This is a genomic window from Streptococcus mitis (assembly GCF_965111735.1).
GTDB lineage: Bacteria > Bacillota > Bacilli > Lactobacillales > Streptococcaceae > Streptococcus > Streptococcus mitis_DR.
On the sequence record NZ_OZ217346.1, the window covers coordinates 548,299 to 573,722 of the forward strand.

Here is a 25,424-nt window from a genome sequence, read left to right on the forward strand (position 1 = left end):
AAAACTTCTGAGCAGATTCTTAGTAAAGTCAAAATAAATGTGATAAATTAGTAGTGTAAAAATTTACTGAAACGTTTTCAAAAACTATATGAAACCTTTTTTAGTAGATTTAAAAATATTTGAAGGAGAGTTATCATTATGACTCAAGGGAAAATTACTGCATCTGCAGCAATGCTTAATGTATTGAAAACATGGGGCGTAGACACAATCTACGGTATCCCATCAGGAACACTCAGCTCATTGATGGATGCTTTGGCTGAAGACAAAGATATCCGCTTCTTGCAAGTTCGTCACGAAGAAACAGGTGCTCTTGCAGCGGTTATGCAAGCTAAATTCGGCGGCTCAATCGGGGTTGCAGTTGGTTCAGGTGGTCCAGGTGCGACTCACTTGATTAACGGTGTTTACGATGCAGCTATGGATAACACTCCATTCCTAGCAATCCTTGGATCACGTCCAGTTAACGAACTCAACATGGATGCTTTCCAAGAATTGAACCAAAACCCAATGTACAACGGTATCGCTGTATACAACAAACGTGTAGCTTACGCTGAGCAATTGCCAAAAGTAATCGACGAAGCTTGCCGTGCTGCAGTTTCTAAAAAAGGTCCAGCTGTTGTTGAAATCCCAGTAAACTTCGGTTTCCAAGAAATCGACGAAAATTCATACTACGGTTCAGGTTCATACGAACGTTCATTCATCGCTCCTGCTTTGAACGAAGTTGAAATCGACAAAGCTGTTGAAATCTTGAACAATGCTGAACGTCCAGTTATCTATGCTGGTTACGGTGGTGTTAAAGCTGGTGAAGTGATTACTGAATTGTCACGTAAAATCAAAGCACCAATCATCACAACTGGTAAAAACTTTGAAGCTTTCGAATGGAACTATGAAGGTTTGACAGGTTCTGCTTACCGTGTTGGTTGGAAACCAGCCAACGAAGTGGTCTTTGAAGCAGACACAGTTCTTTTCCTTGGTTCAAACTTCCCATTTGCTGAAGTTTACGAAGCATTCAAGAATACTGAAAAATTCATCCAAGTGGATATTGACCCTTACAAACTTGGTAAACGTCATGCCCTAGACGCTTCAATCCTTGGTGATGCAGGTCAAGCAGCGAAAGCAATCCTTGACAAAGTGAATCCAGTTGAATCTACTCCATGGTGGCGTGCAAACGTTAAGAACAACCAAAACTGGCGTGATTACATGAACAAACTCGAAGGTAAAACTGAGGGTGAATTGCAATTGTATCAAGTTTACAATGCAATCAACAAACATGCTGATCAAGACGCTATCTATTCAATCGACGTAGGTGACACTACTCAAACATCTACTCGTCACCTTCACATGACACCTAAGAACATGTGGCGTACATCTCCACTCTTTGCGACAATGGGTATTGCCCTTCCTGGTGGTATCGCTGCTAAGAAAGACAATCCAGATCGCCAAGTATGGAACATCATGGGTGACGGTGCATTCAACATGTGCTACCCAGACGTTATCACAAACGTTCAATACGACCTTCCAGTTATCAACGTTGTCTTCTCAAATGGTAAATATGCCTTCATCAAGGACAAATACGAAGACACAAACAAACACTTGTTTGGTTGTGACTTCCCTAATGCTGACTATGCGAAAATCGCTGAAGCTCAAGGAGCTGTTGGATTTACAGTTGACCGTATCGAAGACATCGATGCAGTTGTTGCAGAAGCTGTTAAATTGAGCAAAGAAGGTAAAACTGTTGTTATCGATGCTCGCATCACTGAACACCGTCCACTTCCAGTAGAAGTACTTGAATTGGATCCAAAACTTCACTCAGAAGAAGCAATCAAAGCTTTCAAGGAAAAATACGAAGCAGAAGAACTCGTACCATTCCGTCTCTTCTTGGAAGAAGAAGGTTTGCAATCACGCGCAATTAAATAATTTCTTCGTGGAACTTAAAAAGATCGGAGCAATCCGGTCTTTTTATGGAGGATAGTGAATGAATTTAAATCAATTAGATATTATCGTTTCAGATGTTCCCCAAGTCTGTGATGACTTGGAGCGTATTTTGGATAAAAAGTCCGATTATGTTGATGACAGTTTTGCTCAGTTTACGATTGGCAGTCACTGTCTGATGTTGTCCCAAAATCATTTGATTCCTTTGGAAGATTTTCAGTCAGGAATCATTCTTCATATCGAGGTTGAGGATGTAGACCAGAATTACCAACGGTTGAAAGAACTTGGTATCCAGGTTTTAAACGGACCAACTGTAACCGATTGGGGAACAGAGTCCTTATTAGTTAAAGGGCCTGCTGGTCTAGTGATTGATTTTTATCGTATGAAGTAGGTAATTCTATTATCAAATTTTTTATCTAAACATTCTTGGAGTGAAACTTAAAAAGATCGGAGCAATTCGATCTTTTTTGTATTTATGCGACTTTCAGTCCGTCTCGCTCCGTTAGGTGCGAGACAAAAAACCACCCGTTTTCACGGGTGGTTATGATTTCTACACTTATTGTTTGGCTTCCTGTTTTAATTGTTGCACCTGTTCCTCGTACTGGACAAGCTCCCTGTCTTTTATATTGATAGTCGCTTCTGCTTCAGCAATGCGGCTTCTCAGATCTTGAGTCTTGTTATGGTGATAGCTAATACCAATAGCACTACCAGCAATGATCCCGATTACTAGACAAGTAAAAATCACCAAAATCAAGGGAGCAGATAGTTGTGTAAAGACAAGACTGACAGTTACTGTTTGACGATTGAGTAGACCAAATGAGATCACAATGACTAATAAGCTCAAACCGCCAATTAGATAAGCCTTATCTTTCAGTGACAATTCATTAAATTTTTTTAGCATAAGTTCCTTTTCTCCTGACTATGTTGATAGAAAACTACACACCATTTAGGTATTAACAAAATTCATTTTACTAGAAAATTTCGATACTGTCAATAATTTCTAACGGCTTATTTACCATCAATCAATCGATTCATTGAAAAGGAGTATTCATTTTCTAATATTTGATTGAGTAAACAGAACGGAGCAATTCGGTCTTTTTTCTGTTCCCTCTTTCTTATAACAAGATTGTGATAGTTTATATCTTTATAACAAAAGTTTTAAAGACTTGATTGTTTTGAAAGAATATTTTAAAATAAGATTCAGTAAAAATGAAAGAGGTTTTGAAAATGTCTGAAAAACAAATGAAAATTTTAGGTTGGGTAGCGACCTTTATGTCTGTTATGATGTATGTGTCTTACTTCCCACAAATCATGAACAATCTGGCTGGTCAAAAAGGAAATTTCATCCAGCCCTTGGTTGCTGCCATCAACTGTAGTCTCTGGGTTTACTACGGTCTTTTCAAAAAAGAAAGAGATATCCCCCTTGCAGCAGCTAATGCACCAGGTATTATTTTTGGCCTAGTGACGGTTATTACAGCTTTGATTTAAAAGGAACAGAGGAGACTAGTTTTCAGTCTTCTTTTTTGTTTCAGGGGAGGCTATTTACTTTTTCTAGAGGATAATTTTTTAAAAAACAATCTGATAAACTTAAATAGTAGAATAGTATCAGTATGTCACAGTATTTTATAAGAAAAGGTTTACAGAATAAGTTATAATATAAGTAAATGAACAAGCAAATAAGAAAGTGAGTAGAGTTATGACCGAAAAACTGACTTTTCCGGATGGTTTCTTGTGGGGCGGAGCGACAGCTGCCAACCAGTGTGAGGGTGCTTATAATTTAGAAGGTCGTGGATTGGCGAATGTGGATGTCGTCCCCATCGGTCCAGATCGTGAAGCCATTATCACAGGTCAGAAAAAGATGTTTTCGTTTGAGGAGGGCTATTTTTACCCAGCCAAGCAAGCTATTGATATGTACCATCATTACAAGGAAGATATTGCCCTTTTTGCGGAAATGGGCTTTAAGACTTATCGTCTATCCATTGCTTGGACTCGGATTTTTCCTAAGGGCGACGAAACAGTGCCAAATGAAGCTGGTCTAGCCTTTTATGAGGATTTATTTAAGGAGTGCCACAAGTATGGTATCCAACCTCTGGTGACTATCACTCATTTCGACTGTCCTATGCACTTGATTACAGAGTACGGTGGTTGGCGCAATCGTCGGATGTTAGACTTCTATGAAAAACTTTGTCGCACACTCTTTACCCGCTATAAGGGTTTGGTCAAATATTGGCTTACCTTCAACGAAATCAACATGATTCTCCATGCCCCCTTTATGGGAGCTGGGCTCTGTTTTGAAGAAGGAGAAAATCAAGAACTGGTTAAATATCAGGCTGCACACTATGAGTTGGTAGCTTCAGCTCTTGCGACAAAGATTGCCCACGAAATTGACCCAGAAAATAAGGTGGGATGTATGTTGGCTGCAGGGCAATACTATCCTAACACAGCCCATCCAAGAGACTACTGGGCAGCCATGGAGGAAGACCGCAAGAGTTACTTCTTCATTGATGTTCAAGCGCGTGGGGAATACCCAAACTACGCCAAGAAGCAGTGGGAGCGTGAGCGAATCGAGATTCAAATGACTGCAGAAGATTTAGAGTTGTTGAAGGACAATACTGTTGACTTTGTTTCCTTCTCTTACTATGCAAGTCTAGTAGCCTCAGGTGATCCAGAAGTTAAAGAATTAACTGCTGGAAATATCTTTGCCTCTCTCAAAAATCCTTATCTTGAATCCTCAGAATGGGGATGGCAGATTGACCCACTTGGTCTTCGTATCACCCTCAATGCTATCTGGGATCGTTACCAAAAGCCAATGTTCATCGTGGAAAACGGTCTAGGTGCTATGGATACACCGGATGAGAATGGTCATGTAGCAGATGACTATCGGATTGCTTACTTAGAGGCTCATATCAAGGCCATGCGAGATGCCATTTACCAAGATGGAGTTGACTTGCTTGGTTATACGACTTGGGGCTGTATCGATCTGGTTTCAGCTGGAACAGGCGAAATGAACAAGCGCTATGGCTTTATCTATGTGGATCGAGATAATGCTGGTCATGGAAGCCTCAAACGTAGCAAGAAGAAATCCTTCTACTGGTACAAGGATGTCATTGCCAGCAATGGTGCAATCATTGAGTAGATCACATTTGTTCACTATTTTTATAAAATCTTCTCCCTACTTTATAATATGTGAAAAAGAGTTCAATTAGATGGAGCTTTTTGCTATAATGAGGGGAGAAAAATCAGACAGGAGAATATGATGTCAGAACCATTATTTTTACAATCAGTTATGCAAGAAAAAATCTGGGGTGGAACCAAGCTACGTGATGAGTTTGGTTATGACATCCCAAGTGAAAAAATAGGGGAATACTGGGCCATTTCAGCTCATCCAAATGGAGTTTCAAAGGTGGCAAATGGTCGTTACGAGGGAACAGACCTTGCTACTTTATATGCAGAGCACCGTGAATTGTTTGGTAGTCGTCCAGAACCTGTATTTCCACTGTTGACCAAAATCCTCGATGCCAACGACTGGCTCAGCGTCCAAGTTCACCCAGACGATGCTTATGGACTAGAGCATGAAGGCGAACTTGGAAAAACAGAATGCTGGTACATCATCACTGCGGATGAAGGTTCAGAGATTATCTATGGTCACAATGCCAAGTCAAAAGAAGAACTCCGTCAGCAAATTGAAGCTAAAAACTGGGAGGGTCTATTAACAAAAGTCCCTGTTAAGGCTGGAGATTTCTTCTATGTGCCAAGTGGCACCATGCACGCCATCGGTGCAGGTATTTTAATCCTTGAAACCCAACAGTCTAGTGACACAACCTACCGTGTCTATGACTTTGACCGTAAGGATGATAATGGTAACTTGCGTGAACTTCACCTTGAAAAATCCATTGATGTCTTGAACATTGGTGAGCCTGCAAATAGCCGTCCTGTAACTGTTAAAGCAGATGATTTGCGTTCCACTCTCCTTGTATCCAATGATTTCTTTGCAGTTTACAAGTGGGAAATTACTGGAAAAGTTGACTTCGAAAAGACAGCTGACTACAGCTTGTTTAGTGTCTTAGCTGGTCAAGGTCAACTGACTGTTGACGGAAAAAACTATCCAATCCAAAAAGGTAGCCACTTTATCCTACCAAGTGATGTTGAAGCTTGGACCTTGGAAGGACAAGATTTGGAATTGATTGTTAGCCATCCATAAAAAAGAAAGGGCCTGAGTTCATTACTCAAGTCCTTTTGATTACATAAATTGGGCGATAAAGACCACGATGATGATGATTGGAATGATGAAACGAAGAAGGAATAGCCAGACTTGGAACAGTCCCTGTTTCCATGCTATTTCATCGAGATGGAGTTCCTCCATTGCAAGAACCTTTTTAAAGATATAGCCTGTAAAAAGTGAAAGGCAGAGAGCTCCAAATGGCATAAGGAGATTGGAAACCAAGAAGTCCATAGCGTCAAAGAAGGTCTTCCCAAAGATGTGAACATCTGCCATGACACCGTAAGATAGGGCTGAAGGAATTCCAAAGACAAAGGTCAAAATTCCTAAAATGGCACTCCATTTGGCACGTTTGCTGTTATTCTGATTGGTGATATTTCCCACATTGATTTCCAGCATGACGACAGAAGAAGTGACCGTCGCAAAGAGGAAGAGCAAGAGGAAAAGGATGTAGAAAATGGTTCCAAAAGGCATCTTGTCAAAGAGTTGAGGCAAGACGATAAAGAGCAAGCTCGGTCCCCCTTCAGATTGGATATTGAAGGCTGACATAGCAGGGAAAATGGCTAGACCTGCCATGATGGACACCGAGATGTTCATTGCTACAATAGAAATTCCTGACTGGACTAGATTGGTTTTCTGATCCAAATAAGAAGCATATGTCAGCATGGCTGTAACCCCTAGTGAAAGGGCAAAGAAAGATTGTCCCAGAGCATAGAGGAGACCAGCACTGGTCAGTTTTGAAAAGTCTGGTTTGAGGAAGTAAAGAACCCCTTCCATGGCATTTGGCAAACTGAGAGAACGACCGATGATGACGACAAAGATGATAAAGAGCAGGGGCATCATGACTTTCGATGCTCTTTCAATCCCTTTTTGAACCCCACGTGATACAATAAAGATATTCAATAAGATAAAGGCCGCTTGAGCTCCTAGGGCAATGGCTGGATTTGAAATGATTGAAGTAAATAATTGAGCATAATCACCAGTTCCGCTAAGTTGGAACAATTTTCCAAACTCAATGCCTAGATAGACTAAAATCCATCCTCCAATAACACTGTAGAAAGATAAGAGGATAAAGAGGGCGAAGGCACCAATCCAACCGATAAAGTTGTACTTGCTATTCTTGCCGAGTTTTCCAAAGGTTTTGATTGCTGAGACACCAGCACTTCGGCCGAGAGCAAATTCAGCCAGCAAAAGGGGGAAACCAATTAAAATAGTGGAAATGAGAAAGACAAGTAAAAAGCCTCCTCCACCATTAGCAGCAGTCATGTAGGGGAATTTCCAAACGGCACCAAGTCCGATGGCTGAACCAGCAGATGCTAGGATAAAGCCCAGTTTAGAACCCCATTGCGATTTTTCAGACATAGTTAAACTCCTAAAATTAGTATTACAAAAGAAAAAGCTACTGCCCTTGGCAAATAGCCTCATCAGTACTCAAAATGAGCCTTTCTTTTGATTGATAGACTTGACTATCCTATCATGTTTTCTAAGGTCTGTCAAGAAAACCATTTTCATGTTATGATAAAGTAAAAAATTTCGCAAAAACGCTTGACTCTGACCTAGGGGGAGGGGTTATACTATCAATGTAATACTCTTCGAAAATCAAATTCAAACCACGTCAGCGTCGCCTTACCGTACTCAAGTACAGCCTGCGGCTAGCTTCCTAGTTTGCTCTTTGATTTTCATTGAGTATAAGGAGGAAATCATGTACCATATAAAAGAAGCTGCCCAGCTTTCGGGTGTCTCTGTCAAGACCCTGCATCACTACGACAAGATAGGGCTCTTGGTTCCTTTAAAGTCGGAAAACGGCTATCGAACCTACAGTCAGGAGGATTTGGAACGCCTTCAGGTTATTCTTTATTACAAATACCTAGGTTTTTCTTTGGAAAAAATAGCAGAGCTATTAAAGGAAGATAAATCAGATTTATTGCCTCACTTGACTAGACAGTTGGACTATTTGACTCGAGAAAGGCAACATCTGGATACCTTGATTTCCACCTTGCAAAAAACCATTCAAGAACAAAAAGGAGAAAGAGAAATGAGCATTCAAGAGAAATTCGCAGGATTTAACTATCAAGACCATCAAAAATACCACCAAGAGGCGGTAGAGAAGTATGGACAAGATGTGATGGACCAAGCGCTCGAGCGCCAAAAAGGTCACGAAGACGAAGCTACGGCTGCCTTCAATCAAGTCTTTCGAGCCTTGGCACAAAATCTTCAAGCTGGTTTGCCTGCAACAGCAACTGAAAACCAAGAGCAAGCAGCCAAGCTCTTGCAAGCCATCCGTACTTATGGATTTGATTGTACTATTGAAGTATTCGGTTATATCGGTAAAGGCTACGTTTATAACCCAGAGTTTAAGGAAAACATTGACAAATTTGGACCTGGAACAGCCCAGTACACATCAGATGTGATTGCTCATTATGTCCAAACTCAGACAAAATAAAATCGGAGGAGTATTCTTCCGATTTTTACTAAATTCAAGCACTACTTGCTTAATAATTTTTCTACTACATTTAGTTTTCGCATGGTCAAATCTACATTAAAAAGCTTTTCAAGATAGTTGGTACTGAGCTTTTTTCGTTTTGCAGTTCTAGGGAGATAGAGGTAAAGACAATGGTTACCGATACAAATTTCTTCTTCACCGTAATCAATTTTCAATTTTTCTAAAGGGAGACTTTGAATAGATTCTTGATAAAAAATCACATGTATACGGTCATAAAGATAGTGTTCTCCAAACGGGTTTTCTTGGACAATTTTTTTAAAATCACTTTTGTTCTTGATAACCATTTTTAAGTCGGCCCCAATTTTTTCCTTTATCAGAGTATGAACACATTCTCGTATTTCTTCTAAATCTAAATCACTTTCAAGAATGATATTCCCACTTTGAATATAGGTTCGAACTTGTTGAAAACCGGCTTCTGTTAAGATATCTACTAGATAAGACATTTTAGGGATAGCATTTTTTCCATTAGGAGTAACTCCCCTTAACAAGATAATATGTTCCAAAGGACTTCCTTTCTTTTGGGGCTGATTTAGCCATTAAATAATTCAGATTTAGATTGGGTTTGATCCCGCCACCCAACCAGTACAGAGGGCAGAAGTGATGTTAAACCCACCCGTGTGGGCATTGATATCCAGTACCTCGCCAGCAAAGTGGAGTCCAGGTACCAGCTTACTTTCTAGAGTTTTGGGATTGATTTCCTTGAGACTGACGCCCCCTTTGGTAACAAAGGACTTGGCAAGGGACATTTTACCAGTTACAGGAATTTTAAGTCCCTTGATAGACTGGACAAGTTGTTCGCGTTCCTTTTCAGTCAGTTGTTTGACTTTGTCAGGATAGCCTGGCACAAAAAATTCTGCCAAGCGTTCTGGAAGTAAAGTTTTTAAGGCATTTTTTAGAGATTTTTCCCGATTTTCTTCTAGAAATGTAGCCAAGTCTTTCTCAGAAAGTTGAGGTAGAACATCCAGTGAGAGAACCTCTCCGCCCTTGACAAAGCTGGACATACGCAGAGCAGCAGGGCCTGACAAACCAAAGTGGGTAAAGAGCAAATCGTGAGTGATGACATGCTTACCATAGCTTAGGGTCACATCGTCAAATGAAATTCCTTGCAAGGCCTTGTGTGGAAAATCTGTCAACAAAGGACTTTCAGTGGCTTCAAGATCGGTAATGGTATGCTTAAAATGACGGGCAATCTCGTGACCAAAACCAGTCGAACCAGTAGAGGGATAGGATTTCCCACCAGTTGTGACAATGAGTTTCTCACAAGTGAAGGTTTGGTCTGCGGACTTAAGGACAAACTGGTCGTCTATCTTTTTAACCGAAACAATCTCCGTTTTAGTAGCAACTCGACCACCGAGTTCAGTGATTTTCTTTTCCAAGGCCTCGATAATGGTCCGAGACTTGTCACTAGCAGGAAAGACGCGTCCGTGGTCTTCGACCTTAAGTTTAACACCATTTTCAGTAAAAAAGTTGATGATATCATGGTTATCAAATTGGGAGAAGACACTGTAGAGAAAGCGCCCATTTCCAGGGATGCCAGCTAGTAGGTCGTCCAAGCTACCATTGTTGGTCACATTGCAGCGTCCCCCACCAGTCCCAGCTAATTTTTTTCCAAGTTTCCGATTTTTTTCGATGAGGAGGGTTTTCTGTCCATAAAAGCTACTGGAAATCGTAGCCATCATACCAGCAGGACCTCCACCAATGACAATAGTATCAAAATGTTTCATAGCTCTATTGTACCACAAAAAACAAGAGATGATGGTCACCTCTTGTCAAGAATGCAATTAATCAATTTCATATCCCATCAGCAAACCGCCATCTTCCGCATAAAAACTGCAGAGACCAGATGTTGGGAGAATTTTAATATCCGCCTGTGGGAAGGTTTCATGGATTCGCTCTGAAAGCTGTTGGCAACATTTCTCGTTATTGCGTTGAGCCATGACAATACGGCCACCAGCATATCCAGCCTTGACTAATTCTTCATAGGCAGCTTGAACTGATTTCTTTGGTCCTCGTGCTTTTTGTAGCAATTCGAGAGTTCCAGTTTCACTAGCTTCTCCGACCATACGGATATTTAGAAGGCCAACGACCGTACCGATAAGCTTGCTCAAACGGCCGTTCTTCACTAAGTTATCGACTTTGGCTAGGACAAAGAGCAACTTGGTTTTTTCTTGATAGGCAGTGATAGCTTCAACCACTTCTTCAAAAGATAAGCCCTGGTCAATCAAGTCATTCAATTTTTCTACGAGTAGGTCAACCTCACCACCAGCAGACAAGCTATCAATTACATGAATCTTAGTGTCAGGATGGTCTTCAAGATAAATATTCTTTGCTAGTTGAGCACTATTGTGACTGCCAGAAAGAGTACCAGTGATGGTTACTAGGAAAATATTTTTGGCTCCTTCAAATGCTCGCAAATAATCATCTGGGCTTGGACAAGCTGATTTTGAAGCTTCTGCAGTTGCATACATGGTTTCCATCATTTGGTCAATGTCAAGACTGGCATCATCAACAAAGACCTGATCAGCTACTTGAATGGTTAAGGGGACACTTACAAAGGTCGTGTCAATAGCTGGTGTTGCCAGCTGACGATAATCACAACCAGAGTCAGCAATAATCTTCCAAGTCATAGAAATTCTCCATCTTTGTCAGTTATACATTGACAAAGGTTCTGTCTTTTTTTACAATTATATCATGAAAGCCCTTGAAACAAAAGCCTCATCCGTCTGTTGTGACAAGTAGAAAGAAAATGTTATGTCTGAACGTAGAATCTCTGAAAAGTCTCTTGAAAATCTCAGAAAATCAAACCAAGAATCCAATTTATTAACTAGAGAAGCCATCGAAACAGCCCTCTTGCAACTCTTGGAAAAAAAGGACTTGACCAAGATTAGTATTTCTGAATTGGTCAAACGTGCAGGCGTTTCGCGTGCGGCCTTTTATCGCAATTATGATTCCAAAGAGGAAATTTTAGAAAGCGTCTTTAAACGAACTGTCCACAATATTATGGAACAGTTGCATCATTATGATCTAAAGACAGATCTTTATCTGGTCTGGGTTCACCTTTTCCGAGAAGCAAGAAAGGAGGCCAGAGTGATTCAACTTGCCTTGGATTACCATCTGGAAAAAATCTTTGTCCAAGCCATGCAGGAATTTTTAGAAAAATACCATGGAAAATCAAAAGGTGTCAGCTCTTATCTTCATTCCTTTTGGAGCTCGGCTATCGTCTCTGTCCTTCTAAAATGGATCAAGGATGGCATGAAGGTACCAGCTGAAAAGATTGCGGATTTAGGATTACCATTTTTTAAAAAATAGAGAAAAAGGAGAAAAGAGATGACTGAAAAAAGACTGGCCTGGGATGAGTATTTTGCAGCCCAAGCCCTACTAATTGCCAATCGTTCCACTTGTAAACGTGCCAAAGTGGGCGCAATTCTGGTTAAGGATAATAAGGTGATTTCCACTGGTTACAATGGTTCAGTGTCAGGAACCGAGCATTGTATTGATCACGAATGTCTGGTCATCGAAGGCCACTGTGTTCGCACCCTTCACGCTGAGGTCAATGCTATCCTTCAAGGTGCTGAACGTGGTGTTCCTAAAGGTTTTACAGCCTATGTAACCCATTTTCCTTGTCTCAACTGTACAAAACAATTGCTTCAGGTCGGTTGCAAGCGCGTGGTTTATATCAACCAGTACCGAATGGATGACTACGCCCAATACCTCTATCAAGAAAAGGGAACAGAATTGACTCATTTACCACTTGAGACAGTACAGGCCGCTCTTAAAGAGGCTGATCTAATGTAAAAATTATCAAAAATAAATGGTTTAGAAAGATTTTTAAACCGTTTTTTGGTATAATAAGAAGAATAAATTGAAAGAAGGAATTCCAAAAATGGGAAAAATTGAAGTTATTAATCATCCACTGATTCAACACAAATTGTCAATCTTGCGTCGTACAGATACTTCTACAAAAGCTTTTCGTGAGCTAGTAGATGAGATTGCAATGTTGATGGGATATGAAGTACTTCGTGATCTTCCACTAGAAGATGTGGAAATCGAAACACCAATCACAAAAACAGTTCAAAAACAATTGGCAGGTAAGAAATTGGCTATCGTTCCAATCTTGCGTGCAGGTATCGGGATGGTTGATGGACTTTTGAGCTTGGTTCCAGCTGCTAAAGTTGGCCACATCGGTATGTACCGTGATGAAGAAACGCTTCAACCAGTTGAGTACTTGGTGAAATTGCCTGAAGATATTGACCAACGTCAAATTTTTGTGGTAGACCCAATGTTGGCAACAGGTGGCTCAGCAATCTTGGCTGTTGATTCTCTTAAAAAACGTGGCGCATCAAATATCAAATTTGTCTGCCTTGTATCTGCTCCAGAAGGTGTTAAAGCCCTTCAAGAAGCTCATCCAGATGTAGAAATCTTTACAGCAGCCTTGGATGAACGCTTGAACGAACACGGTTATATCGTTCCAGGTCTTGGAGATGCTGGGGACCGCTTGTTCGGTACAAAATAAAATAAAAAAGAGATTGACTTGGAAAAGGATTTCCAGTCACGAAAGGAGGTTGAATTTTTGTTTCTGTCTAATGAAAACAGAGCAAAAATTTGACCTTTTTTGACCAAGATATTATAATAGTCTTATCTTCAGTCATTTGACCAATAAAATTAAAACTCAAAAGGAGAAATAAATGATTCCTGTAGTTATTGAACAAACAAGCCGTGGAGAACGTTCCTACGATATTTACTCACGTCTTCTTAAAGACCGCATCATTATGCTGACAGGCCCAGTTGAAGACAATATGGCCAACTCTGTTATTGCCCAGTTGCTTTTCTTGGATGCCCAAGATAGTACAAAGGATATTTACCTTTATGTCAATACACCTGGTGGTTCCGTTTCAGCTGGTTTGGCAATCGTTGATACCATGAACTTTATCAAGGCAGATGTCCAAACCATTGTTATGGGAATGGCAGCATCTATGGGGACGGTCATTGCATCAAGTGGAGCAAAAGGCAAACGTTTCATGCTTCCAAATGCAGAGTATATGATCCACCAACCAATGGGTGGTACAGGTGGAGGTACTCAGCAAACCGATATGGCGATCGCTGCAGAACACTTGCTTAAAACTCGTAATACCTTGGAAAAAATCTTGGCTGAAAATTCAGGTCAGTCAATCGAAAAAGTTCACGCAGATGCAGAACGCGATAACTGGATGAGTGCCCAAGAAACACTTGAATATGGCTTTATTGATGAAATCATGGCCAACAATTCATTGAATTAATGATCAAAGAAGGCAAACTCGACTGGGTTTGCTTTTTTTGGTATAATAGGGAGAGATTTCTTAGAAAGAGGATTTATCATGTTTGAAAAAGTCAATCGATCTGGCTTGATTATCTATCTTTACTATAATCGTGATGCCAAAAAATTGCAGGATTATGGAGATATTACCTATCATTCCAAGAAACATCGTTACTTACAACTCTATGTTCCAACTCAAGAAATGGAGCAATTGGTCGGGCGCTTGGGCAAGGAAAAGTTTATAAAAAAAGTCAGAGTTTGTCATATCCAAGAGTTGGAAACACCCTTTGTGGGCAATCTTTATCGAAGGGAAAACGTTATCATCGAAAAAGTTCAAGAAAAGTGTTGACAATTTTCTGATAATTCGGTATATTCTTAACATGCTATTTAAGAATAAGGAGACAAAAAAGATGAAGAAAAAATTTGCCCTATCGTTTGTGGCGCTTGCAAGTGTAGCACTTCTTGCAGCCTGTGGAGAAGTGAAGTCTGGAGCGTCAAACGCTGCTGGTAACTCAGTAGATGAAAAGACAATCAAAATCGGATTTAACTTCGAGGAAACTGGTGCCGTAGCAGCTTACGGTACATCTGAACAAAAAGGTGCCCAATTGGCCGTTGATGAAATCAATGCAGCAGGTGGTATCGACGGAAAACAAATCGAAGTAGTCGATAAAGATAATAAGTCTGAAACAGCTGAGGCGGCTTCAGTAACAACTAACCTTGTAACTCAATCTAAAGTATCAGCAATCGTAGGACCTGCGACATCTGGTGCGACTGCAGCTGCGGTAGCGAACGCTACAAAAGCAGGTGTTCCATTGATTTCGCCAAGTGCGACTCAAGATGGATTGACTAAAGGTCAAGATTACCTCTTTATCGGAACTTTCCAAGATAGCTTCCAAGGAAAAATTATCTCAAACTATGTTTCTGAAAAATTGCAAGCTAAGAAAGTTGTTCTTTACACTGACAATGCCAGCGACTATGCTAAAGGTATTGCCAAAGCCTTCCGTGAAGCTTACAAAGGTGAAATCGTTGCAGATGAAACTTTCGTAGCAGGTGACACAGACTTCCAAGCAGCCCTTACAAAAATGAAAGGGAAAGACTTTGATGCTATCATCGTTCCTGGTTACTACACTGAAGCTGGTAAAATTGTAAACCAAGCGCGTGGTATGGGAATTGACAAACCAATCGTTGGTGGTGATGGATTTAACGGTGAAGAGTTTGTACAACAAGCAACTGCTGAAAAAGCATCAAACATCTACTTTATCTCAGGTTTCTCAACTACTGTAGAAGTTTCAGCTAAAGCAAAAGCCTTCCTTGATGCTTATCGTGCTAAGTACAACGAAGAGCCTTCAACATTTGCAGCCTTGGCTTATGATTCAGTTCACCTTGTAGCAAACGCAGCAAAAGGTGCTAAAAACTCTGGTGAAATCAAGGATAACCTTGCTAAAACAAAAGATTTTGAAGGTGTAACTGGTCAAACAAGCTTTGATGCAGACCACAACACAGTCAAAACTGCTTACATGATGACCATGAACAATGGTAAGGTTGAAGCAGCAGAAGTTGTAAAACCATAATAGAAAAATGTTGAAATAGGGAATGAGCCTCTGACTCACTCCCTGTTTCGGTGTTTAAGAACCTATCAAAAAGTGAGGGGAAACCCTCGAAATTATAAATAGAAAGAGTGAATCTTATGCTCCAACAACTAGTAAATGGTTTGATTCTAGGTAGTGTATACGCGCTATTAGCCCTAGGATATACCATGGTTTACGGAATTATCAAGCTCATCAACTTCGCCCATGGTGATATTTATATGATGGGAGCCTTTATCGGTTATTTCTTGATTAATTCTTTCCAAATGAATTTCTTTGTAGCTCTTATTGTAGCTATGTTAGCGACAGCCATTCTTGGTGTCGTGATTGAGTTCCTTGCTTACCGACCTTTGCGTCACTCTACTCGTATTGCTGTTTTGATTACGGCTATTGGGGTTTCTTTCCTATTGGAGTATGGGATGGTATATCTGGTTGGTGCTAATACTCGTGCCTTCCCTCAAGCGATTCAAACAGTTCGTTATGATTTGGGACCAATTAGCTTAACGAATGTACAGTTAATGATCTTGGCCATTTCCTTGATTTTGATGATTTTGTTACAAGTCATTGTCCAAAAGACCAAGATGGGGAAAGCCATGCGTGCTGTATCTGTAGATAGCGATGCGGCACAATTGATGGGGATCAATGTAAACCGTACTATCAGCTTTACCTTTGCTTTGGGTTCAGCTCTTGCGGGTGCAGCTGGTGTTCTGATTGCCCTCTATTATAACTCTCTTGAGCCTTTGATGGGGGTTACTCCAGGTCTTAAGTCTTTCGTTGCCGCAGTACTTGGTGGTATCGGAATTATTCCTGGTGCGGCTCTTGGTGGTTTTGTGATTGGTCTATTGGAAACCTTTGCGACAGCCTTTGGAATGTCAGACTTCCGTGATGCTATTGTTTATGGAATCTTGTTGTTGATCTTGATTGTCCGCCCAGCTGGTATCCTTGGTAAAAATGTGAAAGAGAAGGTGTAAACGATGAAAGAAAATTTAAAAGTTAATATTCTATGGTTACTCCTTTTGTTAGCTGGTTATGGCTTGATTAGTGTACTGGTTTCAGTTGGAGTACTCAACCTATTCTATGTACAGATTTTACAACAAATTGGAATTAATATTATTCTGGCAGTTGGTCTTAACTTAATCGTTGGTTTTTCAGGACAATTTTCACTTGGGCATGCTGGTTTCATGGCGATTGGTGCTTATGCCGCTGCTATTATTGGATCTAAATCACCAACCTACGGTGCCTTCTTTGGAGCTATGATTGTAGGTGCTTTGCTTTCAGGAGCAGTTGCCTTGCTTGTCGGAATTCCAACCTTGCGCTTGAAGGGGGACTATCTTGCGGTAGCAACTCTCGGGGTATCTGAAATTATCCGTATCTTTATCATCAATGGTGGAAGTCTTACAAATGGTGCGGCAGGTATCTTGGGAATTCCTAACTTTACAACTTGGCAAATGGTTTACTTCTTTGTCGTGATTACAACCATTGCAACCTTGAACTTCTTGCGTAGTCCAATTGGTCGTTCAACGCTCTCTGTTCGTGAGGATGAAATTGCTGCTGAGTCAGTTGGGGTTAATACGACTAAGATTAAAATCATCGCCTTTGTCTTTGGTGCCATTACTGCAAGTATTGCTGGGTCACTTCAGGCAGGATTTATCGGTTCAGTTGTACCGAAAGATTACACCTTCATCAACTCAATCAACGTTTTGATCATTGTTGTCTTTGGTGGACTTGGTTCCATTACAGGTGCCATTGTATCGGCTATTGTTCTTGGAATTTTAAATATGCTTCTCCAAGATGTTGCTAGCGTGCGTATGATTATCTACGCTTTGGCCTTGGTATTGGTAATGATTTTCAGACCAGGTGGACTTCTTGGAACATGGGAATTAAGCCTATCACGTTTCTTTAAAAAATCTAAAAAGGAGGAACAAAACTAATGGCATTACTTGAAGTAAAACAGTTAACCAAACATTTTGGCGGTCTAACAGCTGTTGGAGATGTGACTCTTGAATTGAACGAAGGGGAACTGGTTGGACTAATCGGTCCAAACGGAGCTGGTAAAACCACCCTTTTCAACCTCTTGACGGGTGTTTATGAGCCAAGTGAGGGAACAGTAACACTAGATGGTCACCTTTTGAATGGAAAGTCACCTTATAAGATTGCTTCCTTGGGACTTGGACGTACATTCCAAAATATCCGTCTCTTTAAAGATTTAACAGTTTTGGATAATGTTTTGATTGCTTTTGGCAACCATCACAAACAACATGTTTTTGCTAGTTTTTTGCGCTTACCAGCTTTTTACAAGAGTGAAAAAGAATTAAAGGCTAAAGCCTTGGAATTGCTTAAAATCTTTGATTTAGATGGTGATGCAGAAACGCTTGCTAAAAATCTTGCCTACGGACAACAACGTCGTTTGGAAATTGTTCGTGCCCTTGCTACGGAACCTAAAATTCTCTTTTTAGATGAACCAGCAGCAGGTATGAACCCACAGGAAACAGCAGAATTGACTGAGTTAATTCGTCGTATCAAAGATGAATTTAAGATTACGATCATGCTGATTGAACACGATATGAATCTGGTTATGGAAGTAACAGAACGTATCTACGTACTTGAATATGGTCGTTTGATTGCTCAGGGAACTCCAGACGAAATTAAGACCAATAAACGCGTTATCGAAGCTTATCTAGGAGGTGAAGCCTAATGTCTATGTTAAAAGTTGATAATCTTTCTGTACATTACGGTATGATCCAAGCAGTCCGTGATGTAAGCTTTGAAGTGAATGAAGGAGAAGTAGTTTCCCTTATTGGTGCCAATGGTGCAGGTAAGACAACCATTCTCCGTACCTTGTCTGGTTTGGTTAGACCGAGTTCAGGAAAGATTGAATTTTTAGGTCAAGAAATCCAAAAAATGCCGGCTCAGAAAATCGTGGCAGGTGGTCTTTCACAAGTTCCAGAAGGACGCCACGTCTTTCCTGGCTTGACCGTTATGGAAAATCTAGAAATGGGAGCTTTCTTAAAGAAAAATCGTGAAGAAAATCAAGCTAACTTGAAGAAGGTTTTCTCGCGTTTCCCACGTCTTGAAGAACGGAAGAACCAAGATGCAGCTACTCTTTCAGGGGGAGAACAACAAATGCTTGCCATGGGACGTGCGCTCATGTCAACACCAAAACTTCTTCTTTTAGATGAACCCTCAATGGGACTTGCCCCAATCTTTATCCAAGAGATTTTTGATATCATTCAAGATATCCAGAAACAAGGGACAACTGTCCTCTTGATTGAACAAAATGCCAATAAGGCACTCGCAATCTCTGACCGAGGTTATGTACTGGAAACAGGAAAAATCGTTCTATCAGGAACAGGAAAAGAACTCGCCTCATCAGAAGAAGTCAGAAAAGCATATCTAGGTGGCTAAAAAGGTCCGGGGGACCTTTTTAGTCGGCGGATGAAGATTGCGAAGCAATTATCAAATCCAGTGGATTGTTTTAGCTGGCAGATGAAGATTGCGAAATAATCATCATTATAGTCCGGGGGACCTTTTTAGTCAGTGAATAGAGATTGCGAAGCAATCATCAGAATTAGTGGATTGTTTTGGAGATGAATTTGAATAGCTCCCAAATTTGAGTCGTTCTCTTATTGTATTTGAGGAGGTTATTGGCCATAAGTACCAATCCCATGTCAATTCTCACTTGACGCTTCCCTCTCAGATTACATCTCTTGTAACCCAAACAAGCCTTGATCTACCCAAAGACAGGTTCCACATCAATCTTGCGTTGAGCGAAAATCTGTCTACCTTCGGGAGATAAAAGCGCCTGACATTCTTTAGCTTTCAAGTTTTGATAGCGTTCGTTCATATACAGTCCCTTTTGAGGGGCTGATTCAGGTTCATCAGCGTAGTAAACCTTGATTTCCTGTTGAAAGTCCGTCTGTGTTTTCTGATGTTTGATATGGTGAAAACGATAATACCAGCTATCAGGATGTGTGTAGCTATCCTCCTTGTCATCATAGTGCCAATTCGCTAAGTTTCTAGCTGACTGTTTATACCCTCTCTTCTGTTCCTTGTCAAACATGGCATATTTAATCAGATGGTTCACCCCCTTTTCATCTAAACGAAGGAGGTTCTCCTCACTTCCATATCCAGCATCTGCGACAACTGTCTTTACGTCATGCGGATAGGTTTCAAGCAAGGGGAGAAGAGTTTTAGTATCTGTCTGATTTGAAAAGACATCATAGTGAAGAACAAATTGGTTTTCAGTAGCGATTTGAAGATTATAAGCAGCCTTGAGTTGGACATTTTTCATATTGTCTTCTTTCATTCGCATAAAAGTGTCATCTGGATCGGTTTTGGAAAAGCTGTTGCGCCCTTCAAATGTCTCTTGATACTTCTTATACTTTTCAGCACGTACTGAAAAATCCTCCTTGACTTTACGCAAGACTTCCTTGAGTTTACGACGCGGGGTTTTACGTTCATCCTTCCCTTTAACGGGTGTCTCCTCAATGTCCTGGTTCAATTTTTTCAATTCTTCTTCAAGGACTTGAGCGAATGCAAGCAATTGCTCTGAGGAGATAGGCTCTTGTGTATCCAGTTCGATAGCTTGATGGATAAGGGGAGTGATTTCTTCTTGAAAATAGACCTGTATCTGTTCTTGAAGTTTGGCGGAAAACTTGTCCGTTGCTTTCTTCCACACAAAACTATATTTGTTGGCATTGGCTTCAATCTTAGTTCCGTCAATAAACAGACAATCTAAAGTCACTAACTCTTCCATTTTTAAACGAAGATTGAGGTCGATGAAAAGATTGCGAATGAGTTCTTCCATCCCTTCAGCTACACGAAAACGATTGATGGTGCGATAGCTGACAACCAACTGCCCTGTTAGGTACTGCATAGCCAGATTTTCAATCATCATTTTTTCAATTTTTCGTCCAGAGAAAATCCCTTGTGAATAGGCAAATAGAAGAGTAGATACAAGCATTTTAGGGTGATAAGACGGGCGAGCAAAGTCATGATAGAAGGCATGGAAGTGACAATCCTCCAAGGTATTCACCACTTTTTCAATAGTAAAGACGAGATGGTCCTGTGGCAAGAAAGAACTGATTTCTAGTGGTAAAGTTGTTTGATCTGTGTTATAGTGAATATGCATGGGATGGCCTTTCTAAATGGTTTATTAAGCAATTCTATTTTACCAAGACTATCGCAACCATGCAAAAAAAGCAACGGCAAATCTGAACTGCACCCCAAAAGTTAGACAGAAAAAATCTAACTTTTGGGGTGTTTTATTATGAAATTGAGTTATGAAGATAAAGTTCAGATCTATGAACTTAGAAAACAAGGATATAGCTTAGAGAAGCTTTCAAATAAATTTGAGATAAACAATTCTAATCTTAGGTACATGATTAAATTGATTGATCGTTACGGAATAGAGTTCGTCAAAAAAGGGAAAAATCGTTACTATTCTCCTCATTTAAAACAAGAAATGATTAATAAAGTCTTACATGAAAACTGGTCTCAAGATAGAGTTTCTCTCAAATATGCTCTCCCAAATCGTGGTATGCTTCCAAATTGGCTAGCACAATATAAGAAAAACGGGTATACTATTGTTGAGAAAACAAGAGGGAGACCAACTAAAATGGGACGTAAACGGAAGAAAACCTGGGAAGAAATGACAGAACTAGAGCGACTCCAAGAGGAGAATGAACGCTTACGGACTGAGGTGGCCTACCTAAAAAAGTTAAAAGAGCTGGAAGACAGGGACGAAGCCTTAGAGCGAGAAAGGCAGAGACAATTAGAGAAATGGCTTCAGGAGGATTTCGACTAGATTTACTTCTTGAAACAGCACGTTTAGCTCGCTCAACTTACTATTATCAGTTGAAACAACTGGATGGGCTTGATAAAGATAAAGAGCTTAAAACCGAAATTCAGGCCATTTATAATGACCATAAAGGAAATTATGGCTATCGTAGAGTTACTCTTGAATTGAGGAATCGTGGTCATATAGTAAACCATAAGAAGGTCCAACGTCTGATGAAAGTCCTTGGTTTAACAGCTCGAATTCGCCGGAAACGAAAGTATTCTTCCTACCAAGGAGAGATTGGTAAGAAAGCAGAGAATCTCATTCAACGTCAGTTTGAAGCATCAAGGCCAATGGAAAAGTGCTATACGGATGTGACAGAGTTTGCCATTCCAAATAGCACACAGAAACTCTATTTATCGCCAGTTTTAGATGGATTTAATAGCGAAATTATCGCCTATAATCTTTCAACTTCACCAAACTTAGAACAAGTGAAAGCTATGTTAAACCAGGCCTTTACAGAGAAACACTACGAGCATACGATTCTCCATAGCGATCAAGGCTGGCAATACCAACACGATTTTTATCATCGGTTCCTAGAGAGTAAGGGAATTCAAGCATCCATGTCACGCAAGGGCAACAGCCCAGACAATGGCATGATGGAGTCCTTCTTTGGCATTTTGAAATCTGAAATGTTTTATGGTTATGAGAAGCACTTTAGGTCTTTAGAAGACCTTGAACAAGCTATTGTGGACTACATTGATTACTACAACAACAAACGAATTAAAGTCAAACTAAAAGGACTTAGCCCTGTGCAATACAGAACTAAATCCTTTCAATAATTATTTGTCCAACTTTTGGGGGTCAGTACAATCCGTTGCTTTTTTTGGAGATAAAGTCCTTAGACTACAAGTTTCTAAGGGCTTTTCTTTGTGTAAAGTCGTATAATAGATGTAAGAAAAGTTGTGAGGTATTCCCTATGTTTCACAAAGAAAATCTAGACTACAACCACAATCAAGTTGGTTTTTACACGCTAGACGAACTCGTTCCGCAAGACCATTTTCTTCGTCAAGTTGAGCAAGTTATCGATTTTTCCTTCATCTATGACTTGGTCGCAGATACTTATTCTGAGGATAAAGGGCGTCCTAGTTTAGACCCTGTTATGCTGGTTAAAATCCCTCTCATCCAATGTTTCTACGGTATCCGTTCCATGCGCCAAACTATCAAGGACATTGAGGTCAATACCGCCTATCGCTGGTTTCTGGGTTTGAGCTTAAACGATAAGGTTCCTCATTTTACCACTTATGGCAAAAATTACAATCGTCGTTTTCAAGATAAGGAAGTAATAGAGGAAATTTTTCATTATGTTCTATCCATTGTATGGGGACAAGGTTTGATTGACCCGACTGAGGTTTTTATTGATGGGACTCATATCAAGGCCGCAGCTAATAACCACAAATATACTCATCAAGTTCTAGACAAGCAAGCTAAGTTTATGAGTAAGCAACTGGAAGTTGAGATTGACTTAGATCGGAAAAAGCACGGAAAAAAGTCGTTCGAGCCTGCAAAAGAAAGCGAGGCTGAGCCGAAGAAGACTTCTACTACAGACCCTGAAAGTGGTTGGTTTCACAAGGGAGAGAATAAGGAAGTGTTCGCCTACAATGCCCAAGTAGGGTGCGATAAGCATGGATGGGCACTAGCTTATAGTATCGATGCTGGCAATGTGCATGACAGTCAGGCTTTTCTTGCACTTTTTGAACAGTTGAAGAGATTTCAATCTGACTACCTTATTGCCGATGCTGGCTATAAGACTCCAAGTATTGCAAAATTCCTCCTTGACCAAAATATTACACTTGTATTCCCTTATACTCGCCCTCGTGGAAAGTAAGGAAAACTTAGCCCTAAGGACTTTATCTATGATGAACACTATGACTGTTACCTTTGCCCTGAAAATCACGTGTTAGCTTACTCTACAACAAAGCGCGATGGCTATCGTAAATATAAAAGAGATCCTAAGATTTGCGCAAATTGTCCTCTGTTATCCAGTTGCACAGAAAGTAAAAAGAAACAGAGAATCCTTACTCGCCATATTTGGAGGGATTATTTAGAAATTTGTGAGGAGATTCGGCATCAAAAGGGAAGTAAGGAACTTTACCAGAAACGTAAAGAATCGGTGGAGCGGCTTTTTGGCACAGCCAAAGAATACCACAATCTACGTTATACAAGAGAAGTGGGTAAGTCCAAAATGAAGGCAAAAGTTGGACTTACTTTGGCGTGCCTGAATATCAAAAAATTGGTAAAAGTGATGGCGGGGAAGCCTTCTCATTTTTCTCTGAAAACTATTTTGATAAAGATTTTAGCCTATTTTGAGAATAGTAACGCTGAAGATATAAAAAAGACAAACATTAAAACGATGTTTGTCTTCAATCTGAAACAACGGATTTGCCGTTGCTTTTTTTGGAGATAAGGGACTATTGTCCCAGACTCTTTTTACTCTTTGTCAACTATAGTAGGTATTTATTTAATTAAGTTAGAGAGACGGATTTCATTTCTCATTTTTCTAGTATTAAATGAAATATAAATTTTAGATTTAAAACTTTTTTGATAAAAACCGAAATCTGTAAATTTGTTTAGTATAATAATGGACATTTTAAATTTAAAAATGCTATAATGTGAGTTAGGGATCGCTTACCTATATAAAGCCATAAAATTGTGTAACTTCGGCTTAGAATGGAGGAATTTTCAAACTGCTAGGAATCGATTTCACAGTTAACATATAAATAAAAAAAGGAGAAACCATGTATTCAAGAATGGAAAAAAATCACGGACAAAAAGTCCAGCGCTTTTCAATCCGTAAGTATAGTTTTGGTGCGGCATCAGTAGCTGTTGCAGCTTACATGATGTTTGGTGGGGCAGCAACTGTTCAGGCGGATGCTCAAGTTACACCAAAGACGGCATCTGATTCACAAACAGTCCCAGATGCAAGTAATCAAGCAGATTCAACCATGCCTCTAGCTTCGACTGGAACTGCTACACCAACAGCTGAGCAACCATCAACACCAGCGCCTGCAGCAACGCAACCAACAGCACCGACTGAAACACCAAAAGCCGGAGAAGCTCTAGCACCAGCTTCAAAGGCTGACACAAGCAAATTGGAAGCAGCTATTGCTCGTATGGAAGCAGCTCTTGAGAAAGCTGGTTTAACTGAAAAGACTGCCTCAGCCATTGAAGCAGCAAAAGCAGAACTTGCTAAGGCTCAAGCCCTTCTTTCAAACGACAAAGCGACACAAAAAGAAGTTGATTTTTCAACAAGTTCATTGAAAAACAGAGCTTTTGTTCTTGAAAGTATGCCAAAAGCAACTGCAGACAAGAAGGAAGAAAAAGAAAACAAAAACCAAGATTCACGTAATGGCCAAGCTATCCCTGGTCAAGGTGAAAGTGGATTCAGAGATGCTGCCGCTGCAACAGGATATAAAAATGATATTAATACTGTAAATACTGAATTAAAAGCTGCAATCGATAAAGTAAAAGTAGAAATTACAAAAGAAGAAGCTTTAGGTGAAGGTAAAACAAACAAAGAAAAACTAGATGTTTTACGTGCTATTGTAGCAAAAGCTGAAGAAGAAAAAACAAAAGCTACAACAGCTGCAGCAAAAACTGATGCTACTGAACAAGAACTTCAAGCAGCACTAACAGAAGCAAAACAAGAAAAAGATAGACTGAATTACTATCTAAATAATGCCGAAAACTGGGGAGCTCCAATTAATAATAACAGAGCTGGTTATGGTAATAACCCAGCAAACGGTGTTTTTGAAAGCATGAGTAACGGATTTGGTGCAGTTAATTTCTCAGGTCCTGCAGTAGAATCAAAAAGTAAAACGATTGAAGATCAAGTAAATAATCTTCAAAGTGAAAAACATTACGGTAAAGTAACTTACAATTGGAAGACTAAAAAAAATCACTGCAGCAGAAGCTGAAGCAGGTGCATTAAACGGTTGGAAAATTGGCGGAGCAAAAGACTATGTAAATGCTGTTAAACCAGAAGCACCAACAGATTATACTGTTGCTGGTGAGAGAACAGAAGCTCCAAAACCAGCGAAAGCTTACGATGACAA

At 40.1% G+C, this 25,424-nt stretch carries 23 protein-coding genes and 2 pseudogenes; 19 read left to right on the top strand and 6 right to left on the bottom strand.

Annotated features, from left to right (window positions below):
* Positions 1-138 precede the first annotated feature (138 nt).
* Both spxB and ACLV7W_RS02730 read left to right on the top strand, forming a co-directional pair.
* The gene (gene spxB / locus ACLV7W_RS02725; protein WP_000191811.1) at positions 139-1,914 is read left to right on the top strand and encodes a pyruvate oxidase; all 1,776 of its coding nucleotides are present in this window, start codon (positions 139-141) and stop codon (positions 1,912-1,914) included.
* Positions 1,915-1,972: 58 nt separating this feature from the next.
* Entirely contained in the window at positions 1,973-2,320 is a 348-nt protein-coding gene (locus tag ACLV7W_RS02730; RefSeq protein WP_247936285.1) for a VOC family protein, read from the top strand.
* 165 nt (positions 2,321-2,485) lie between these two features.
* Here the strand turns inward: ACLV7W_RS02730 and ACLV7W_RS02735 are convergent, their stop codons facing one another.
* The gene (locus ACLV7W_RS02735; RefSeq protein ID WP_000913393.1) at positions 2,486-2,830 is read right to left on the bottom strand and encodes a lipopolysaccharide assembly protein LapA domain-containing protein; all 345 of its coding nucleotides are present in this window, start codon (positions 2,828-2,830) and stop codon (positions 2,486-2,488) included.
* Between the two features lie 326 nt (positions 2,831-3,156).
* Here ACLV7W_RS02735 and ACLV7W_RS02740 point away from each other — a divergent pair, with 326 nt between their 5' ends.
* The 3 genes from ACLV7W_RS02740 to manA all read left to right on the top strand — a co-directional run bounded on the left by ACLV7W_RS02740 (position 3,157) and on the right by manA (position 6,130).
* Positions 3,157-3,417 carry a SemiSWEET family transporter gene (locus ACLV7W_RS02740; RefSeq protein WP_001291472.1) on the top strand — a complete coding sequence of 87 codons (261 nt, stop codon included), beginning with the start codon at positions 3,157-3,159 and terminating at the stop codon, positions 3,415-3,417.
* Positions 3,418-3,625: 208 nt separating this feature from the next.
* The gene (locus ACLV7W_RS02745) at positions 3,626-5,065 is read left to right on the top strand and encodes a 6-phospho-beta-glucosidase (protein ID WP_247953184.1); all 1,440 of its coding nucleotides are present in this window, start codon (positions 3,626-3,628) and stop codon (positions 5,063-5,065) included.
* 120 nt (positions 5,066-5,185) lie between these two features.
* On the top strand, positions 5,186-6,130 hold the full coding sequence (gene manA, locus ACLV7W_RS02750; RefSeq protein WP_411865398.1) for a mannose-6-phosphate isomerase, class I: 945 nt from the start codon (positions 5,186-5,188) through the stop codon (positions 6,128-6,130).
* A gap of 39 nt (positions 6,131-6,169) precedes the next feature.
* On the opposite strand, the gene ACLV7W_RS02755 is transcribed toward manA, so the two are convergent.
* A complete protein-coding gene (locus ACLV7W_RS02755; protein ID WP_023947248.1) occupies positions 6,170-7,510 on the bottom strand; it encodes a sodium-dependent transporter in 1,341 nt (446 codons plus the stop codon).
* 340 nt (positions 7,511-7,850) lie between these two features.
* Here ACLV7W_RS02755 and ACLV7W_RS02760 point away from each other — a divergent pair, with 340 nt between their 5' ends.
* Entirely contained in the window at positions 7,851-8,591 is a 741-nt protein-coding gene (locus tag ACLV7W_RS02760) for a MerR family transcriptional regulator (RefSeq protein ID WP_084926912.1), read from the top strand.
* Between the two features lie 41 nt (positions 8,592-8,632).
* Here ACLV7W_RS02760 and ACLV7W_RS02765 read toward each other — a convergent pair whose 3' ends face one another.
* The 3 genes from ACLV7W_RS02765 to ACLV7W_RS02775 are packed head-to-tail and all read right to left on the bottom strand — an operon-like array spanning position 8,633 to position 11,278.
* Positions 8,633-9,154 carry a DUF1697 domain-containing protein gene (locus tag ACLV7W_RS02765; RefSeq protein WP_020903482.1) on the bottom strand — a complete coding sequence of 174 codons (522 nt, stop codon included), beginning with the start codon at positions 9,152-9,154 and terminating at the stop codon, positions 8,633-8,635.
* Positions 9,155-9,202: 48 nt separating this feature from the next.
* The gene (locus ACLV7W_RS02770; RefSeq protein ID WP_411865399.1) at positions 9,203-10,375 is read right to left on the bottom strand and encodes an NAD(P)/FAD-dependent oxidoreductase; all 1,173 of its coding nucleotides are present in this window, start codon (positions 10,373-10,375) and stop codon (positions 9,203-9,205) included.
* A gap of 57 nt (positions 10,376-10,432) precedes the next feature.
* A complete protein-coding gene (locus ACLV7W_RS02775; protein ID WP_268707049.1) occupies positions 10,433-11,278 on the bottom strand; it encodes a DegV family protein in 846 nt (281 codons plus the stop codon).
* A 124-nt stretch (positions 11,279-11,402) separates the two neighbouring features.
* Between ACLV7W_RS02775 and ACLV7W_RS02780 the strand changes: the two genes are divergently transcribed.
* The 10 genes from ACLV7W_RS02780 (at position 11,403) to ACLV7W_RS02825 (ending at position 18,935) form a co-directional block, all read left to right on the top strand.
* Positions 11,403-11,960, top strand: coding sequence for a TetR/AcrR family transcriptional regulator (locus tag ACLV7W_RS02780; protein ID WP_000004135.1), 558 nt, complete (start codon positions 11,403-11,405; stop codon positions 11,958-11,960).
* 18 nt (positions 11,961-11,978) lie between these two features.
* A complete protein-coding gene (locus tag ACLV7W_RS02785; RefSeq protein ID WP_000136973.1) occupies positions 11,979-12,446 on the top strand; it encodes a deoxycytidylate deaminase in 468 nt (155 codons plus the stop codon).
* A gap of 88 nt (positions 12,447-12,534) precedes the next feature.
* Positions 12,535-13,164 carry a uracil phosphoribosyltransferase gene (gene upp / locus ACLV7W_RS02790; RefSeq protein ID WP_000515974.1) on the top strand — a complete coding sequence of 210 codons (630 nt, stop codon included), beginning with the start codon at positions 12,535-12,537 and terminating at the stop codon, positions 13,162-13,164.
* Between the two features lie 172 nt (positions 13,165-13,336).
* The gene (gene clpP / locus ACLV7W_RS02795) at positions 13,337-13,927 is read left to right on the top strand and encodes an ATP-dependent Clp protease proteolytic subunit ClpP (protein ID WP_000613475.1); all 591 of its coding nucleotides are present in this window, start codon (positions 13,337-13,339) and stop codon (positions 13,925-13,927) included.
* 78 nt (positions 13,928-14,005) lie between these two features.
* Positions 14,006-14,293, top strand: a complete 288-nt coding sequence (locus ACLV7W_RS02800; RefSeq protein ID WP_173876365.1) for a YlbG family protein — start codon at positions 14,006-14,008, stop codon at positions 14,291-14,293.
* A 61-nt stretch (positions 14,294-14,354) separates the two neighbouring features.
* Positions 14,355-15,515 (top strand): ABC transporter substrate-binding protein, encoded by a 1,161-nt coding sequence (locus tag ACLV7W_RS02805; RefSeq protein ID WP_000726116.1) that lies wholly within the window; start codon positions 14,355-14,357, stop codon positions 15,513-15,515.
* A 116-nt stretch (positions 15,516-15,631) separates the two neighbouring features.
* Complete coding sequence (locus tag ACLV7W_RS02810; RefSeq protein WP_000941421.1) at positions 15,632-16,501, top strand: branched-chain amino acid ABC transporter permease; 870 nt, start codon at positions 15,632-15,634, stop codon at positions 16,499-16,501.
* 3 nt (positions 16,502-16,504) lie between these two features.
* Complete coding sequence (locus ACLV7W_RS02815; protein WP_033677572.1) at positions 16,505-17,461, top strand: branched-chain amino acid ABC transporter permease; 957 nt, start codon at positions 16,505-16,507, stop codon at positions 17,459-17,461.
* Complete coding sequence (locus ACLV7W_RS02820) at positions 17,461-18,225, top strand: ABC transporter ATP-binding protein (protein WP_001185997.1); 765 nt, start codon at positions 17,461-17,463, stop codon at positions 18,223-18,225. Before ACLV7W_RS02815 ends, ACLV7W_RS02820 begins: the two co-directional genes overlap by 1 nt.
* Entirely contained in the window at positions 18,225-18,935 is a 711-nt protein-coding gene (locus ACLV7W_RS02825; RefSeq protein WP_000062200.1) for an ABC transporter ATP-binding protein, read from the top strand. The genes ACLV7W_RS02820 and ACLV7W_RS02825 overlap by 1 nt, the downstream gene beginning before the upstream one ends.
* Before the next feature lie 163 nt (positions 18,936-19,098).
* Here the strand turns inward: ACLV7W_RS02825 and ACLV7W_RS02830 are convergent.
* Positions 19,099-20,661 (bottom strand): annotated as a pseudogene (locus tag ACLV7W_RS02830) (IS1182 family transposase).
* A 138-nt stretch (positions 20,662-20,799) separates the two neighbouring features.
* Between ACLV7W_RS02830 and ACLV7W_RS02835 the strand changes: the two are divergent.
* The 3 genes and pseudogenes from ACLV7W_RS02835 (at position 20,800) to ACLV7W_RS02845 (ending at position 25,286) form a co-directional block, all read left to right on the top strand.
* Positions 20,800-22,151 (top strand): IS3 family transposase gene (locus ACLV7W_RS02835; protein WP_134813905.1). Its coding sequence is split into 2 segments (ribosomal slippage): positions 20,800-21,241 and positions 21,241-22,151, totalling 1,353 coding nucleotides; the frame shifts between segments, so codons are not numbered across the junction.
* A 137-nt stretch (positions 22,152-22,288) separates the two neighbouring features.
* Positions 22,289-23,776 (top strand): annotated as a pseudogene (locus ACLV7W_RS02840) (IS1182 family transposase).
* A gap of 331 nt (positions 23,777-24,107) precedes the next feature.
* Positions 24,108-25,286 carry a YSIRK-type signal peptide-containing protein gene (locus tag ACLV7W_RS02845; RefSeq protein ID WP_411865400.1) on the top strand — a complete coding sequence of 393 codons (1,179 nt, stop codon included), beginning with the start codon at positions 24,108-24,110 and terminating at the stop codon, positions 25,284-25,286.
* Positions 25,287-25,424: the final 138 nt, after the last annotated feature.

What these genes read in the sequence shown, in the direction of transcription:
- ACLV7W_RS02770 (WP_411865399.1), bottom strand. Translation starts at nt 10,375, where the DNA reads ATGAAACATTTTGATACTATTGTCATTGGTGGAGGTCCTGCTGGTATG.
- ACLV7W_RS02785 (WP_000136973.1), top strand. Translation starts at nt 11,979, where the DNA reads ATGACTGAAAAAAGACTGGCCTGGGATGAGTATTTTGCAGCCCAAGCC.
- ACLV7W_RS02810 (WP_000941421.1), top strand. Translation starts at nt 15,632, where the DNA reads ATGCTCCAACAACTAGTAAATGGTTTGATTCTAGGTAGTGTATACGCG.
- ACLV7W_RS02815 (WP_033677572.1), top strand. Translation starts at nt 16,505, where the DNA reads ATGAAAGAAAATTTAAAAGTTAATATTCTATGGTTACTCCTTTTGTTA.
- ACLV7W_RS02740 (WP_001291472.1), top strand. Translation starts at nt 3,157, where the DNA reads ATGTCTGAAAAACAAATGAAAATTTTAGGTTGGGTAGCGACCTTTATG.
- spxB (WP_000191811.1), top strand. Translation starts at nt 139, where the DNA reads ATGACTCAAGGGAAAATTACTGCATCTGCAGCAATGCTTAATGTATTG.
- ACLV7W_RS02805 (WP_000726116.1), top strand. Translation starts at nt 14,355, where the DNA reads ATGAAGAAAAAATTTGCCCTATCGTTTGTGGCGCTTGCAAGTGTAGCA.
- ACLV7W_RS02780 (WP_000004135.1), top strand. Translation starts at nt 11,403, where the DNA reads ATGTCTGAACGTAGAATCTCTGAAAAGTCTCTTGAAAATCTCAGAAAA.
- ACLV7W_RS02735 (WP_000913393.1), bottom strand. Translation starts at nt 2,830, where the DNA reads ATGCTAAAAAAATTTAATGAATTGTCACTGAAAGATAAGGCTTATCTA.
- ACLV7W_RS02745 (WP_247953184.1), top strand. Translation starts at nt 3,626, where the DNA reads ATGACCGAAAAACTGACTTTTCCGGATGGTTTCTTGTGGGGCGGAGCG.
- ACLV7W_RS02760 (WP_084926912.1), top strand. Translation starts at nt 7,851, where the DNA reads ATGTACCATATAAAAGAAGCTGCCCAGCTTTCGGGTGTCTCTGTCAAG.
- ACLV7W_RS02775 (WP_268707049.1), bottom strand. Translation starts at nt 11,278, where the DNA reads ATGACTTGGAAGATTATTGCTGACTCTGGTTGTGATTATCGTCAGCTG.
- ACLV7W_RS02820 (WP_001185997.1), top strand. Translation starts at nt 17,461, where the DNA reads ATGGCATTACTTGAAGTAAAACAGTTAACCAAACATTTTGGCGGTCTA.
- manA (WP_411865398.1), top strand. Translation starts at nt 5,186, where the DNA reads ATGTCAGAACCATTATTTTTACAATCAGTTATGCAAGAAAAAATCTGG.
- ACLV7W_RS02730 (WP_247936285.1), top strand. Translation starts at nt 1,973, where the DNA reads ATGAATTTAAATCAATTAGATATTATCGTTTCAGATGTTCCCCAAGTC.
- ACLV7W_RS02825 (WP_000062200.1), top strand. Translation starts at nt 18,225, where the DNA reads ATGTCTATGTTAAAAGTTGATAATCTTTCTGTACATTACGGTATGATC.
- ACLV7W_RS02755 (WP_023947248.1), bottom strand. Translation starts at nt 7,510, where the DNA reads ATGTCTGAAAAATCGCAATGGGGTTCTAAACTGGGCTTTATCCTAGCA.
- ACLV7W_RS02845 (WP_411865400.1), top strand. Translation starts at nt 24,108, where the DNA reads ATGTATTCAAGAATGGAAAAAAATCACGGACAAAAAGTCCAGCGCTTT.
- clpP (WP_000613475.1), top strand. Translation starts at nt 13,337, where the DNA reads ATGATTCCTGTAGTTATTGAACAAACAAGCCGTGGAGAACGTTCCTAC.
- ACLV7W_RS02800 (WP_173876365.1), top strand. Translation starts at nt 14,006, where the DNA reads ATGTTTGAAAAAGTCAATCGATCTGGCTTGATTATCTATCTTTACTAT.
- upp (WP_000515974.1), top strand. Translation starts at nt 12,535, where the DNA reads ATGGGAAAAATTGAAGTTATTAATCATCCACTGATTCAACACAAATTG.